The organism is Pigmentiphaga sp. MLSB6-MA01 (genome assembly GCF_058793475.1).
In genome coordinates, this window is the sequence record NZ_JBXAFV010000004.1 from 97392 (window position 1) to 111847 (window position 14456).

The following is a 14456-nucleotide window of genomic DNA, read 5'->3' on the forward strand; positions in this document are numbered from 1 at the left end:
GAAATCGTGGTGGACGCTGCCGCGCCGCCCCCGCCCCCCATGGTGGAGGAAGGGGGCGACGCCCCGTCCCCCCCACACCCCGCAACGACGCTTCCCACGGCCACGGCGCAGCCGAGCCACACTCTGGCCCGCGACAACCACGATGTCACATGCATGATAAGAAATCCCCCCGGAATGAAGCATGGAGCCATGCTTCATTCGGGAATTGTTGGGCCATGCGTGAATCGCGGCATCAGGCGCTTTCAGCAGATTGCCTGAATCAGAAAACTATGCCTACGCGCGCGCCCGATGGGCCAGCAACGCCAGCATCACGTCCAGCATGGGCGTATCCACGCCGGCCGACCGGGCCAGGTCCTGGACCGCGAACAACTGTGCGTCCAGCTCCAGCGGACGCCCGGCCAGCAGGTCCTGCAGCATGGACGGCGGATGCCGGTTCGAACCCGCGGCCGCCATCTGCTTCTCCAGATCGAACGCCATGGCGACGCCATGGCAAGCCGCCACCGCACACGTCTCCACTGCCAGGCGGGCATACAACTCGCGCGTGGCGGGATCCGCGAACAGCCCCGACGACGGCGACTGGGTCAGGCTGGACAGCAACGAACTGGGAACGTTGAGCAGGAGCTTCCCCCAGATCTCCCGGCCGATGTCCTCGGTGGCCGCCGCGCCCGGCAGCCCACGCCGCATCAGCGCCACCACCTGCTCCAGCCGCGGCGACAGTGCGCCGCCGGGTTCGCCCACCACGAAACTGCTGGTGCGCGAATTGTTACGCACCACACCGGGCGCGACGACCTCATTGGGCGAACGGATCACGCAGCCCAGCGCCCGCGCCGGGCCCAGCTCGCGCGCCAGCGTGCCGTCGGGATCGAGCCGGGACGCGGCGGGAGCGCCGTCGCGCAGGTTCGCCAGATACCACCACGGAATACCGTTTACCGCGAAGACCACGGGCGTTTCGGGCCCCAGCAGGGCCCGCATCGATGCCGCGGCCGGCGGCAGGCCGTGAGCCTTGAGCGTGGAGATGACCAGGTCCTGCGGCCCCAGGTCGGCCGGATGATCACTGGCCGCCACACGCACGGTGAATTCGCCATCCAGGCCGATGAACCGCAGGCCATCGCGGCGGATGGCCGCCAGATGGTCGCCCCGGGCGACGACCGACACGTCGACGCCGGCCCGCGCCAGATGAGCCGCCATATGTCCGCCCACCGCCCCGGCGCCGAAGATGCAAACCTTGTTCATGGTGAAAGAATATCCAAAGAGTCTATGCCTCGGCCTCGACGCCCGCCCGACAGCGTCAACGACCTGCGCAGGTATTCTTCCATGTCGCCGCCCAGGATGAAACCCAGCATGAGCGGCGCGCCCTCGAACCGCAGCCTGCGCGCGGCATAGCCGAAGAAAATGAAGCAGGCCCGCAGCAGGACCGCGAACGCGCTGTTCGAGAGGCAATGGACGCCTATCGTGCACAACAGCACGATGGCGGGAAACAGCCACTTGCAGGGAACCGTCAGCAGCCGTATCCGGATGCCGATCCACATCGACGCCACCAGCGCCCGGAACAGATCGTCGTTGCGGAGACGGGGCAGCTTGGCCAGCCTGTCCGTTGAAGCGAACAAACAAGCTCGGCTGTCGACATGAGGTTTTCAGTCGGCGGACAATGCCCTTGACATCATGATGTCATGCCGTCATGATTTCATCACATCCAGACGGCATGACATCCGCATGAGCCTTCCCCTCCCTCTGCTTGCCGAAGGCGGCGCCCCCCTGTACCGCCAGGTGGCCGAGCATCTCATCCAGCGCATCGCCAGTGGCCAGCTCGCCCCGGGGGACGCCCTGCCGCCGGAAGACAGCCTGTGCCGCGAATTCGGCGTCAGCCGCGTCACCGTGCGCAAGGCGGTCGAGGAACTGCTCGCCCGCCACCTGATCGTCCGCCGCCGCGGCGTCGGCACCTTCGTCAACGACCCGCGCCGGGCCACCAAGGACGTGACCTTGATCGGCGTGATCGACGAGGTCCTGCCCCGCAACCAGGTCGTCGTCGTGGACGAAACCTGGACGCCCCTGCCGGCCAGGCTGCGCGAACTGTTCGGCCTGGGCACGCAGAAATGGAAATGCGTGCGCGCGGTCAACCACGTGGCGCCCGGCGAACCGCTGGACTACGCGCATTTCTACTTCGCCGACCATGTGGCCGACGGCATAGGCGCCGCCGAGGTGGCCGGCCCGCTGCCGCCGGTCAAGTACCTCCAGACCCGGCTGGGCGTCCGCATCGACCACGCCGACCAGCTCGTCGAACCCCTGGCGGCCACCAGCGAGATCGCCGCCCGCCTGGGCATCACACGTAACACGCCGGTGCTGCGCGCCACCCGCATCTACTACGACGTACAGAAACGACCGGTGGAGATCGTCGATGCGGTCTATCACCCCGAACGCTACCGATACACGGCCACCCTCTATCCCAAGGCGGGAGCCGGCAACTGATTCCTCGTCGTCTTTCAAAGGACACGCCATGCACTCGAGCAGATGGAACAGCAAGTTGTCGAAGTGGTCCCGCTACCTGCTGCTGGGGGTAGCCGCGGCAAGCGGCCAGGCCGCCGCGCAAGACTATCCGGCGCGACCGGTCAAACTGGTCAGCCCCTGGGCGCCCGGCGGCGCCAACGACATCTTCTGCCGGGCGCTGGCGCAGAAGCTGACCGAATCGCTGGGCCAGCCCGTGGTCGTGGAAAACCGCCCCGGCGCGGCCGGCACCATCGGCTCGGACTACGCGGCCAAGGCACCGGCCGACGGCTACACCCTGGTCATGGGCAGCTCGCCCACCCACTCCATCGCGCCCGGCCTGTATCCCCGACTGCCCTACGACCCCATGCGCGACTTTGCCCCCGTCACGCTGGCGGCCGTGGTGCCCAACATCCTCGTGGTCCACCCCTCGCTGCCGATCCGGTCGGTGCCCGAGCTGATCGATTACGCCAAGGCCCATCCCCGGCAGCTCAACTTCTCGTCCACCGGCAACGGGTCCTCGCAGCACCTGTTCGGCGAACTCTTCAAATACCTGGCACACGTCGACATCGTCCACGTTCCCTACAAGGGCACGGGCCCGGCGTTGAACGACCTCCTGTCCGGCCAGGTACAGATGGCCTTCGAGAACCCGCCCGCCCTGCTTCCCCACATCCAGGCCGGCCGCCTGCGCGCGCTGGCCGTGGCGGGCACCAAGCGATCCGCGTCGCTGCCCGACCTGCCCACGGTGGCCGAGGCCGGCCTGCCCGGCTACGACGTCGCCGTCTGGTTCGGCATCTTCGCGCCGGCCGGCACCCCCAAGCCGATCGTCGCGCGGCTGCACAAGGACATCGCCGCGGCGCTCGCCTCGCCCGACATCAAGACGCGCATGGACGGCTTCGGCGCCGAGATCATCGGCGCGGGGCCCGAACAGTTCGACACCTACCTGCGCGCCGAAATCCCCAAGTGGGCCGCCATCATCAAGGCGGCCAACGTCAAGGTCGACTAGCCATCACCCCGCCCCCAAGGAGGCACCCATGACGTTTTCTGTGATCGCCCGCTGCTCGCGCACGGGCATGTTCGGCATCGCCATCGCCACGCGCCCGATGGCGATCGGCGCCAAGTGCCCGTTCCTGCGGCCCGGCCTGGGCGGGCTCGTCGTCCAGGCCAACGGCGACCCGCGGCTGGGCCCGCTCGGCCTGTCGCTGCTGGAACAGGGCTACTCCGCCCGGAAAGTGCTGAACGACATCATCGAAAGCGACGGCGAGGACAACATCGCCTGGCGGCAGATCGCGGTCATCGACAAGGACGGCCGCACCGCCGCCGTGACCGGCAAGGACAACGAAGACTGGAAGGGCCACATCGCCAAACAGGACTATGCCGTGCTGGGCAACCGCCTGACCAGCGAACGCACGCTCGCCGCCATGTCCGAAGCCTTCGAACGGCACGGCGACCTGGAGCTGGCCGACCGCCTGGTGCGCGTGCTGGAAGCGGCGCGCGACGCCGGCGGCCAGGTGGCCGGCCAGCACTCCGCCGCGCTGCTGGTGCACAACCGGAAATCCTACGCCTGGGTGGACCTGCGGGTGGACGAGCATGACGAGCCCATCGGGGAACTGCGTCGCCTCTACCACCTGTATGTGCCACTGATTCCGTACTACGACCGGCGGCCGGCCAACCCCAGCATGCCCCGGGACGATCTGTGGAGAAAAGAAACTGGCGTCCAGGGAGGACCGAGGTAAGGGTTCCTGACAATACCGCTCCCTCCATCAAGGATCGATTATGCGATTACACTTTTAAGACCCGACGGTCATCCGATGTGCGGGGGGTGAGGAGTCGCACCTTCCGCGCGGGAGCATATGAGCACACTGTTCCCTGTCCTCTTCTCCGCCTTGACTCCGATCGCCCTGACTTCGGTCTATGTCGCGCTCAGGGCCTGGCTGCCCGGCGGCAGACAGGGGAACCTCCACATGTCGGCCCTGTTCGGCGCCGCGATGTGGCTGGCCATGATGTCTTCGGTGCACCACGGCCAGTTCACGATCGCCGACATGCGGGGCGCCATCCTGGTGCTGGCCTTCCTTTTCGGCGGCCCCATTCCCGCGGTCGTCGCCCTGGCCGTCGGCGTCGTGACCCGCACCTGGATAGGCGGCCCCTCGGCCCCCATAGGCGTGGCGGTCCTGGCCACCATCTTCGTCGGCATCTTCTTCCTGGCGCGCTGGCGCACCCGGCTGGCTCCCGAACCCGGCGCGGTATCGGCCCGGGCCCTCGCCACGATGGGCGCCTGGGCCTCGTTGAACCAGGGCATCGCGCTATGGGTGGCCAAGGTACACGGACCGCTGCTGGTGGCCATGCCCCTCTCCCAGTTCTGCGTCACGATGATCGCCGGCGGGATGCTCATCCTCATCCAGCAGAAAACCAACCTGGGCCGCAAGCTCAACGAACAGGAAGACCTGGTCAGGACGCTGCTGGTCCGGGACCGGGCATCCGGCCTCTTGAACCGGACCGGCTTCTGGCTGGAACTGGACGGCGCGCTTCGAAGACTTTCGGGCACCGATGACAAGATCGTCGTGCTGCTCATTTCCATCCGCCGGCTGCACAATGTCAGCGTCACCCTGGGACCGCGCCTTTCCGAATCCCTGCTGACCGAGGCGGCACGCAGGCTGGATGCCGTGGTGAAGAATCCGGCCCTGGCGCGATTCGACGACGGCACGTTCGGCCTGTTCGTCATGGCCGACCGCCTGGACGAGACCGTCGCGCTGGTCGACAAAGTCTTCGCCGCCTTCCGCCGCCCTTTCCACTCCCACGGCCACGATCTGCACCTCAGCCTGAACATCGGCATCAGCTCGTCCTCGGGCGACAGGGACAGCATCGAAACACTCATCTCGCACGGCAACCAGGCCCTGGCGCGCTCCGTCATGCTGGGCGAAAACCGGCTTCAGGTCTACGACGAGCACATCGTCGTCCAGGCCGTCCGCCCCATGAAACTGGAAGTGGAGCTGCGGCGCGCGGTCGAGACCGGAAGCGAACTTCTGCTTCGATACCAGCCCAAAGTCCACCTGGATACGGGCAAGCTCCATGGCGTCGAAGCGCTGTGCAACTGGGATTCTCCGGCCCTGGGCAAGGTCGCCCCCGACGAATTCATCGCCGTGGCCGAGACCTCGGGCCTGATCGTCCCGCTGGGAGACTGGGTGCTCCGGGAAACGTGCCGGCAACTCGTGGAGTGGCGCAGGCTGGGCTTCGTCCCCCCGGTGACATCCGTCAACCTTTCCGCCAAGCAGTTGCTCGACGACGACTTTCCCGAACGATCGTTGCGCTGCGTGCTGGGCCATGACCTGGACCCGTCGCAGATCGAATTCGAACTGACGGAATCTTCCGTGATGACGGACCCGATCCTGTCCATCAACGTCCTCAATCGCATCAAGGCCCTGGGCTTTCCGCTGTCCCTGGACGACTTCGGCAGCGGTGCATCCAACATCGGCCACCTGAAAGCCCTGCCGTTCGACTGCATCAAGATCGACAAGAGCGTCATCGACGACCTGGGTGCCAGCGACGATGCGGAAATCGTCTGCAAGGCGATCTACGGCCTGGGGTGCGCGATGCATCTGGAGATGGTGGCCGAAGGCATCGAGACCGAGGCCCAGCGCGTGCAGTTGCGGGAGATCGGGTTTACCTTGGGACAGGGGTTTTATTTCTCGCGGGCGCTGAGCGCGGATGAGCTGGCGGCGGAGTGGCTGGCGCCTAGCCACAGGAGTCGGGTACAAGTCGAACACCCGAGTCGATGACGATCCTCACCTGACTTTCCTGCAGGCCAGGCGCGGGGCCGGACCCGGCGCTGCCTCCGACGCTCGCCACCCTCCCGATCTGTTTCAAATGAAGCATAGGTTCTCCATTGGCACGCGCGTATGGTGAAGACATGGCGAACCGCCATGAAACGCTCGAGGTACCCGGCATGAAAACCAATGGACTTTCTTCACTGTACCAGCGGTTCAACTGGACTCTGGGCAACAAGCCCGCCGAGGCGGACAAGCCTGCCCCGCAGCCCAACGAAGAGGCGGACGATATATCCAAATCGGATCAAGACAAGCGCGATGAGGATGCGCGCCAACGGGACCGCCTTCAGTCAGATGGTGGAGGTGGAGACTGACTTTGCGGGTGTCTGGTCAAATGACGGCAAAACGTTTACGAAGAGCGCCTGAAGCCATGGCTGCAATCCGAACGCCGCGGCGCCTCGGGCGGCTCGTCGCATACATTGCCCGGAGGCAATATGAGACGGGAAGCATACGAAGGCTATTGGGTCGAGGCAGCTTGCGGCCCATTGGGCAGTATCTGGGCATGCGCGACCAGAATTGGGCGTACAGGAACATCCGAGTCGGAACGGTTCCCGGACGTTCATCGATATCGTACGGAAGCGGAAGGGGTTGACGGAGCGATCATCCAGGGAAAAGGCATCGTGGATGATCACAAGAGGGGGTTGTCGGTAACGCTGCAAAGACTCAGGTAGCGCTACCGCCCATGCGGAGCATGCCAATTTCTGGTCAAACGCCATCGCGCAAAAAGAAACGCCACCGGATAGGTGGCGTTAGCTTGTTAACTGCTTGACAGCTAGGACATATCTTGGTGGGCCCCCTGGGAGTCGAACCCAGCACCAACGGATTATGAGTCCGCTGCTCTAACCAGGCATGAGCTAGAGGCCCGAGGGCGCAATTCTACACCGACTTGCGTCCCCGGGCCGGGCCCCGGTCAGATCACGTACATATCCACATATTCGTGCACCGGCATGGCCTCCAGCGCCTGCTGGTCCAGCGACACGCCCAGGATGGCGTCCTGCTGCTTGGTCGGGAAGCGGCGGGCCAGGTTGGTCCGGAACTTGGCTTCCAGGAGCGGGATGCCGTCCTTGCGGCGGCGCTTGTGGCCGATGGGATATTCGCAGACGATTTCCTTGAGCTTCTTGCCGTCCTTGAATTCCACGGTCAGCGCGTTGGCGATGGAGCGCTTCTCGGGGTCGTGGTAGTCCTTGGTGAAGGCCGGGTCCTCGACGCAGACGATCTTGTCGCGCAGTTGGTCGATGCGCGGGTCCTTGGCGATCTCGTCCTCGTAGTCGCCGGCGGTCAGGCGGCCGAACAGGATGGGCACGGCCACCATGTACTGGATGCAGTGGTCGCGGTCGGCGGGATTGTCCAGCGGGCCCTTCTTGTCGATGATGCGGATGCAGGCCTCGTGGGTGCGGATGGTGATCTTCTTGATGTCGTCCGCGCTGCGGCCCTGTTTCTGCAACTGCTTGTGGATGTCCATCGCGCATTCGACGGCGGTCTGCGAGTGGAACTCGGCCGGGAAGGAGATCTTGAACAGCACGTTCTCCATCACGTAGCTGCCGTAGGGGCGCTGGAACTTGAAGGGCTGGCCCTTGAACAGGACGTCGTAGAAGCCCCAGGTCTTGGCGCTCAGCACCGAGGGATAGCCCATTTCGCCGGTGCGCGCGATCAGCGCCAGGCGCACGGCGCGGCTGGTGGCGTCGCCGGCGGCCCAGCTCTTGCGCGAGCCGGTGTTGGGCGCGTGGCGATAGGTGCGCAGGCTCTGGCCGTCGACCCAGGCCAGGGACACGGCGTTGATCAGTTCATCGCGGGTCAGGCCCATCATCTGGCCGACCACGGCGGTGGAGGCAACCTTGACCAGCACGACGTGGTCCAGGCCGACGCGGTTGAAGGAGTTCTCCAGCGCGATGCAGCCCTGGATTTCGTGGGCCTTGATCATGGCGGTCAGGACGTCGCGCATGGTCAGCGGCTTCTTGCCCGCCGCGACGGCCTGGCGCGACAGCCAGTCGGCCGTGGCCAGGATGCCGCCCAGGTTGTCCGAGGGATGGCCCCATTCGGCGGCCAGCCAGGTGTCGTTGAAGTCCAGCCAGCGGATGATGGTGCCGATATTGAAGGCGGCCTGCACCGGGTCGAGCTGGAACTGGGTGCCGGGCACCTTGGCGCCGTTGGGCACGACGGTGCCGGGAACGATGGGCCCGAGCAGCTTGGTGCAGGCCGGGTATTCCAGCGCCTCCAGGCCGCAGCCCAGGGTGTCGATCAGGCAGTTGCGCGCGGTCTCGTAGGCCAGCTTGCTGGTGATGCGTTTTTTCAGGACGTAGTCGACGATGTCGACGAGCACTTGGTCGGGCTTCGGACGAACGGTAGAAATAGCGGAAGACATGGATCCCCCCCTACGCGCTTCGCGCGCCCCCCAGGGGGCGGCACCAGCGGACCGGCGGAGCCGGATCCGCGGTGCCCTGGGTGGGCGGCTTGCGCGGTGCGGGTTTAGTTGGTTGAAGGGTGTAGGTGTCGATGCAAAAAGCAGGCGTTCTTTACTTGCGCTTGGCCAGCGGCACGAACTTGCGGTCTTCGGGACCGGTGTAGTTGGCGCTGGGGCGGATGATCTTGTTGTCGATGCGCTGTTCGATGATGTGGGCCGACCAGCCGGCGGTGCGGGCGATCACGAACAGCGGGGTGAACATGGCGGTGGGGACGCCCATCTCGTGGTAGCTGACGGCGCTGAACCAGTCGAGGTTGGGGAACATCTTCTTGACGTCCCACATCACCGACTCCAGGCGCTCGGCGATCTCGTACAGCCGCATGTTGCCGGACTCCTTGGACAGGCGGTGCGACACGCCCTTGATGACCTGGTTGCGCGGGTCGGACACGGTGTAGACGGGGTGGCCGAAACCGATCACCACCTCCTTGTTCTCGACGCGGCGGCGGATGTCGGCCTCGGCCTCGTCGGGCGTGTCGTAGCGGCTCTGGACCTCGAAGGCGACTTCGTTGGCGCCGCCATGCTTGGGTCCGCGCAGCGCGCCGATGGCGCCGGTCAGGGCCGAGTACATGTCCGAGCCGGTGCCGGCGATGACGCGGGCGGTGAAGGTGGAGGCGTTGAACTCGTGTTCGGCGTACAGGTTCAGCGAGGTGTGCATGGCCCGCACCCACGAGGCCGGCGCCGGCTTGCCGTGCAGCAGGTGCAGGAAATGCCCGCCTATGCTGTCGTCGTCGGTATCGACGTCGATGCGCTCGCCCCGGTGGCTGTAGTGGTACCAGTACAGCAGCATCGATCCCAGCGAAGCCATCAGCCGGTCGGCGATATCGCGCGCGCCGGGCAGGTTGTGGTCGTCCTTCTCGGGCAACACGCAGCCCAGGGCCGACACGCCGGTGCGCATCACGTCCATGGGGTGGCTGGCCGCGGGCAGCCATTCCAGCGCCGCCTTCACGTTCGCGGGCAGCCCGCGCAGCGCCTTCAGCCTGGTCTTGTAGGCCGCCAGCTCGTTGCGGTTGGGCAGCTTGCCGTGCACCAGCAGATAGGCGATCTCCTCGAACTCGCACTCATCGGCGATATCCAGGATGTCGTAGCCGCGATAGTGCAGGTCGTTGCCGCTGCGGCCCACCGTGCACAAGGCGGTATTGCCCGCCATCACGCCCGACAGGGCCACCGACTTCTTCGGCTTCGGCCCCGCGGCCGGCTGGTCCTTCTGATTCGATACCGTTGCGCTCATCGTCTCACTCGCTCCATTTGGCAGTTGTTACTACTGTTGAGGCCCACCCCCTGGCGGCCTTCGGCCGCTCCCCCTCAAGGGGGCGGCGCTGGCGGACCGGCAAAGCCGGATCCGCAGCGCCCTGGGGGGACGCGTCAGCGCGTAGGAGGTACTACTTCCTGGGCCCCCCCTTTTTTGAACAACGCATCCAGGTGCTGTTCGAACGCGTGATAGTCAATGCGATCGTACAACTCCTCGCGCGTCTGCATCATGTCGATCACGTTCTTCTGGTGCCCGTCGCGGCGGATGGCCGTGTAGACGGTTTCCGCGGCCCTGTTCATGGCGCGGAAGGCGGACAGCGGGTAGAGCACCATGGACACGTCGGCGCTGCGCAGTTCTTCCACCGTGAACAGCGGCGTCTGTCCGAACTCGGTGATGTTGGCCAGCACCGGCACCTTCACGGCGTCGACGAACTTGCGGTAGGTGGGCAGGTCGTAGGCGGCTTCGGCGAAGATGCCGTCGGCGCCGGCTTCCACGCAGGCCTGGGCACGCTCGATGGCGGCGTCCAGCCCTTCCACCGCGATGGCGTCGGTACGCGCCACCAGGAAGAAGTCGGGATCGGTCTTGGCATCGGCCGCCGCCTTGACGCGGTCCACCATCTCCGAGGCCGACACGATTTCCTTGCCCGGACGATGGCCGCAGCGCTTGGCGCCGACCTGGTCCTCGATATGGCAGGCGGCGGCGCCGGCCTTGATCAGGCTCTTGACCGAACGCGCGATGTTGAAGGCCGACGGGCCGAAGCCGGTGTCGATGTCCACCATCAACGGCAGGTCGCACACGTCGGTGATGCGGCGCACGTCGATCAGCACGTCGTCCAGCGTGTTGATGCCCAGGTCGGGCATGCCCAGCGAGCCGGCGGCCACGCCGCCGCCCGATACATAGATGGCGCGAAAGCCCGCGCGCCTGGCCAGCAAGGCGTGGTTGGCGTTGATGGCGCCGATGATCTGCAGCGGGTGTTCTTCGCGCAGGGCCTGGCGGAAGCGGGCGCCCGGCGAGGCGGGTCGTGAGGAGGTCATGGCAATGACTCGGTCTGGGGGAAACTCAGCTTACTGCAAAGACCGTGCCATGCGTGGATCCGTATTGTCCGTCTCTCCGGGAAGCCGCGCGGGCAAAGGCTTTCCCGAGAAAGCATCGTGCTCGTCCGCCTTCGCGACGTCGAGTCTGCCCCCTTGATGGATTTCATATTTGAAATATATATAATCAAATTTGCTATCCTGACCCCATCATGGACCTCGCCACCGCCCTTCCCGCTCGCCCTCCATCCCGGCCCATCATCTGGACCATGGGTATCAGCCGCGTCTCGCGCGCGTTCGCCGAACTGGCACCCGGGTATGCCGGCCAGGCCGATTTCCGCATCGTCGACGAAGGCTTCGAGACAGCGGCCCGCTCGATCAACGAGGCCGCGCGCCAGGGGCTGGTCGACGCGGTGGTCGCGGGCGGCTCGAACGGCGCCTATCTGCGCCAGCACGTGGACGTACCCGTCATCCTGATCAAGGTCACGGGCTTCGACGTCATGCACGCCCTGACCACGGCCAAACAGTTGTCGAGCCGGCTGGCCCTGGTCACGCACGCCTCCACCTTTCCCGAGGCCGAAGCCTTCAAGCAGGCCTTCGGGCTGGACTTCCCCAGCCACAGCTACGTCACGATCGAAGACGCCGCCGCGCGCGTCAAGGCGCTCAAGCGCGCCGGGCTGGAGGTCATCGTCGGCCCCGGACTGGTGTCCGACCTGGCGGAGCAGCAGGGGCTGGCCGGCGTCTTCCTGTATTCCAGCAACTCGATACGGGTCGCGCTGGAGGACGCCATCGAGGCGGCCCGGCTCGCGCGCATCGAACAGCGCCGCCGCGAATACCTGAACACGGTGCTGTCCCACCTGAACGAGGGCGTGGCCGCGGTGGATGCGGAAGGCCGCATCCAGTCGCTCAATCCGCCCATGGAGCGGCTGCTGGGCCTGCGGCGCGAGCAGGCCATCGGCCAGCCGCTGGAGCAAGCCGCCCCGGCGATCTCGCTCGACGGCCCTTTGCGCCATGGCCAGAAGGAGCTGGAGACCATCCAGAAGGTCCGCGACAAGGTGCTGATCCTGAACCGCATCCCGATCCTGAGCGGCGGCGAACTGCTGGGCGCGGTGGTCACGGCCCAGGACGCCCAGGCCATCCAGCGGGTGGACCGCAACCTGCGCACCGGCGCGCCGGCGCGGCCGTCCGGCACGCGCTACGACCTGGACGACCTGCTCGGCAGCTCGGGCCCCATGCAACGGGTGCGCGAGCTGGCCCGGCTGTATGCCGGGGTCAGCTCCACGGTGCTGATCGAAGGCGAAAGCGGCACCGGCAAGGAAGTGCTGGCGCAAGGCATGCACCGTGCCAGCCCCCGCCGCGACTTCCCCTTCGTCGCCATCAATTGCGCGGCCTTCCCGGAGCCCCTGCTGGAAAGCGAACTGTTCGGCTACGAAGAAGGCGCCTTCACCGGCGCCCGCAAGGGCGGCAAGACCGGCCTGTTCGAGGCCGCCCACAACGGCACCCTGTTCCTGGACGAGATCGGCGACATGCCGCAGGCGCTGCAGGTGCGCCTGCTGCGCGTGCTGCAGGAACGGCAGGTGTTGCCGGTGGGCGCGCTGGAACCCGTGGCCGTCAACGTGCGGGTGGTCGCCGCGACCCACCGCGACCTGCAGGCCATGGTACGCGCCGGTGCGTTCCGGCAGGACCTGTTCTACCGCCTCAACATCCTGCGCATCGCCATGCCGCCGCTGCGCGAGCGCGAGGGCGACATCGACGAACTGGCCGAGGAACTGTACGCCCGCGCGCAGCGGCGGCTGGGCATGACGCGGCCGGTCCGCCTGCCGGCCTTCGTCCGGTCGCTGTGCGCGAACTACGCCTGGCCCGGCAACCTGCGCGAGATGGAAAACGTGCTGGAGCGGGTAGCCGTGTCGCACGCGGGCCGCAAGATCGGCCGCAAGGAACTGGAGCTGGAACTGGAAATCACCGTGCCCGAGCTGTACGGCGGCACGGACGAGGCGGCGCCCGCCGATCCGGATGGGGCCGCCTTCGCGTCGCTGGACGAGATCGCCCGGACCAGCCAGGCGGCCCACGCCCGCCGCGTGCTGGATGCCTGCCACGGCGACCGCGCGGCGGCCTGCCGGATACTGGGCATCAGCCCCGCCACGCTGTGGCGCAAGCTGAAAGAGGCGCCAACCGGCGCCCCGTGACGCTTAGCAGAACGCCTGGATGCCCGTCTGGGCGCGGCCCAGGATCAGCGCATGGATGTCGTGCGTGCCCTCGTAGGTGTTGACCACCTCGAGGTTGACGACGTGGCGGATCACGCCGAACTCGTCGGAAATCCCGTTGCCGCCCAGCATGTCGCGCGCGACGCGGGCGATGTCCAGCGACTTGCCGCAGGAGTTGCGCTTCATGATGGAAGTGATCTCCACCGCCGCCGTTCCGGCGTCCTTCATCCGGCCCAGTTGCAGGCAGCCTTGCAGGCCCAGCGTGATCTCGGTCTGCATGTCGGCCAGCTTCTTCTGCACCAGCTGGTTGGCGGCCAGCGGGCGGCCGAACTGCTTGCGGTCCAGCACGTACTGGCGGGCGGTGTGCCAGCAGTACTCGGCGGCGCCCAGCGCGCCCCAGGCGATGCCGTAGCGGGCCGAGTTCAGGCAGGTGAACGGCCCTTTCAGGCCGGCCACGTTGGGCATGTAGTTCTCTTCCGGCACGAACACCTCGTCCATGACGATCTCGCCGGTGATGGACGTGCGCAGGCCGACCTTGCCGTGGATGGCCGGCGCCGACAGGCCCTTCCAACCCTTCTCAAGGATGAAGCCGCGGATGTTGTCCTTGCCGTCCTCGTCCTTGAGCTTGGCCCAGACCACGAACACGTCGGCGATGGGCGAGTTGGTGATCCACATCTTGGCGCCGCTCAGGCGGTAGCCGCCGTCCACCTTGGTGGCGCGGGTGACCATGGAGCCGGGATCCGAACCGTGGTTGGGCTCGGTCAGGCCGAAGCAGCCGATCAGCTCGCCGGTGGCCAGCTTGGGCAGGTATTTCTGCTTTTGCGCCTCGGTGCCGAACTCATGGATGGGGACCATGACCAGGGAGGATTGCACGCTCATCATGGACCGGTAGCCGGAATCCACGCGCTCGACCTCGCGCGCGATCAGGCCGTAGCAGACGTAGCTCAGGCCGGGGCCGCCGTATTGCTCGGGAATCGTGGGCCCCAACAGGCCCAGCTCGCCCATCTCGCGGAAGATGGCGGCATCGGTGCGCTCGTTGCGAAACGACTCCAGCACGCGCGGCATCAGCTTGTCCTGGCAGTATGCCGCCGCTGCTTCCCGCACCATGCGCTCGTCGTCGGTCAGTTGCTGGTCGAGCAGCAAGGGGTCGGCCCAGTTGAATTGTGCAGGCTTGTGCATAAGAGTCATGTCTCGCAAGTAGTTGGG

Annotated in this window: 12 protein-coding genes and 1 tRNA gene; 6 read left to right on the plus strand and 7 right to left on the minus strand. The window is 66.4% G+C overall.

Going from position 1 to position 14456, the window contains the following annotated elements; genetic code table 11:
* Nucleotides 1–273 precede the first annotated feature (273 nt).
* Both AC1Q6E_RS08155 and AC1Q6E_RS08160 read right to left on the minus strand, forming a co-directional pair.
* A complete protein-coding gene (locus AC1Q6E_RS08155; RefSeq protein ID WP_296558968.1) occupies nt 274–1233 on the minus strand; it encodes a ketopantoate reductase family protein in 960 nt (319 codons plus the stop codon).
* Nucleotides 1230–1607, minus strand: coding sequence for a tripartite tricarboxylate transporter permease (locus AC1Q6E_RS08160; RefSeq protein WP_492572534.1), 378 nt, complete (start codon nt 1605–1607; stop codon nt 1230–1232). Before AC1Q6E_RS08160 ends, AC1Q6E_RS08155 begins: the two co-directional genes overlap by 4 nt.
* Nucleotides 1608–1713: 106 nt before the next feature.
* Here AC1Q6E_RS08160 and AC1Q6E_RS08165 point away from each other — a divergent pair, with 106 nt between their 5' ends.
* The 5 genes from AC1Q6E_RS08165 (at nt 1714) to AC1Q6E_RS08185 (ending at nt 6619) form a co-directional block, all read left to right on the plus strand.
* Complete coding sequence (locus tag AC1Q6E_RS08165) at nt 1714–2466, plus strand: GntR family transcriptional regulator (RefSeq protein ID WP_492572535.1); 753 nt, start codon at nt 1714–1716, stop codon at nt 2464–2466.
* A 28-nt stretch (nt 2467–2494) separates the two neighbouring features.
* Nucleotides 2495–3487, plus strand: a complete 993-nt coding sequence (locus AC1Q6E_RS08170) for a tripartite tricarboxylate transporter substrate binding protein (RefSeq protein ID WP_152796407.1) — start codon at nt 2495–2497, stop codon at nt 3485–3487.
* Between the two features lie 28 nt (nt 3488–3515).
* Nucleotides 3516–4217: a DUF1028 domain-containing protein gene (locus AC1Q6E_RS08175; protein WP_152796409.1), complete on the plus strand. Its 702-nt coding sequence runs from the start codon at nt 3516–3518 to the stop codon at nt 4215–4217.
* A gap of 117 nt (nt 4218–4334) precedes the next feature.
* Nucleotides 4335–6257 carry an EAL domain-containing protein gene (locus AC1Q6E_RS08180; protein WP_152796411.1) on the plus strand — a complete coding sequence of 641 codons (1923 nt, stop codon included), beginning with the start codon at nt 4335–4337 and terminating at the stop codon, nt 6255–6257.
* A gap of 131 nt (nt 6258–6388) precedes the next feature.
* On the plus strand, nt 6389–6619 hold the full coding sequence (locus AC1Q6E_RS08185; protein WP_152796412.1) for a hypothetical protein: 231 nt from the start codon (nt 6389–6391) through the stop codon (nt 6617–6619).
* 471 nt (nt 6620–7090) lie between these two features.
* Here AC1Q6E_RS08185 and AC1Q6E_RS08190 read toward each other — a convergent pair.
* From AC1Q6E_RS08190 to prpB, 4 genes are all read right to left on the minus strand, one after another.
* Nucleotides 7091–7169, minus strand: a tRNA-Ile gene (locus AC1Q6E_RS08190).
* 46 nt (nt 7170–7215) lie between these two features.
* Entirely contained in the window at nt 7216–8667 is a 1452-nt protein-coding gene (locus AC1Q6E_RS08195) for a bifunctional 2-methylcitrate dehydratase/aconitate hydratase (protein WP_152796414.1), read from the minus strand.
* 151 nt (nt 8668–8818) lie between these two features.
* Nucleotides 8819–9994: a bifunctional 2-methylcitrate synthase/citrate synthase gene (prpC, locus tag AC1Q6E_RS08200; RefSeq protein WP_492572536.1), complete on the minus strand. Its 1176-nt coding sequence runs from the start codon at nt 9992–9994 to the stop codon at nt 8819–8821.
* Between the two features lie 134 nt (nt 9995–10128).
* Nucleotides 10129–11049 carry a methylisocitrate lyase gene (gene prpB / locus AC1Q6E_RS08205; protein ID WP_492572537.1) on the minus strand — a complete coding sequence of 307 codons (921 nt, stop codon included), beginning with the start codon at nt 11047–11049 and terminating at the stop codon, nt 10129–10131.
* Nucleotides 11050–11258: 209 nt separating this feature from the next.
* On the opposite strand from prpB, the gene prpR reads away from it, so the two are divergent.
* Nucleotides 11259–13232, plus strand: a complete 1974-nt coding sequence (gene prpR / locus AC1Q6E_RS08210) for a propionate catabolism operon regulatory protein PrpR (RefSeq protein WP_492572538.1) — start codon at nt 11259–11261, stop codon at nt 13230–13232.
* 3 nt (nt 13233–13235) lie between these two features.
* On the opposite strand, the gene AC1Q6E_RS08215 is transcribed toward prpR, so the two are convergent.
* Nucleotides 13236–14429: an acyl-CoA dehydrogenase gene (locus tag AC1Q6E_RS08215; protein WP_152796421.1), complete on the minus strand. Its 1194-nt coding sequence runs from the start codon at nt 14427–14429 to the stop codon at nt 13236–13238.
* Between the last annotated feature and the right edge of the window lie 27 nt (nt 14430–14456).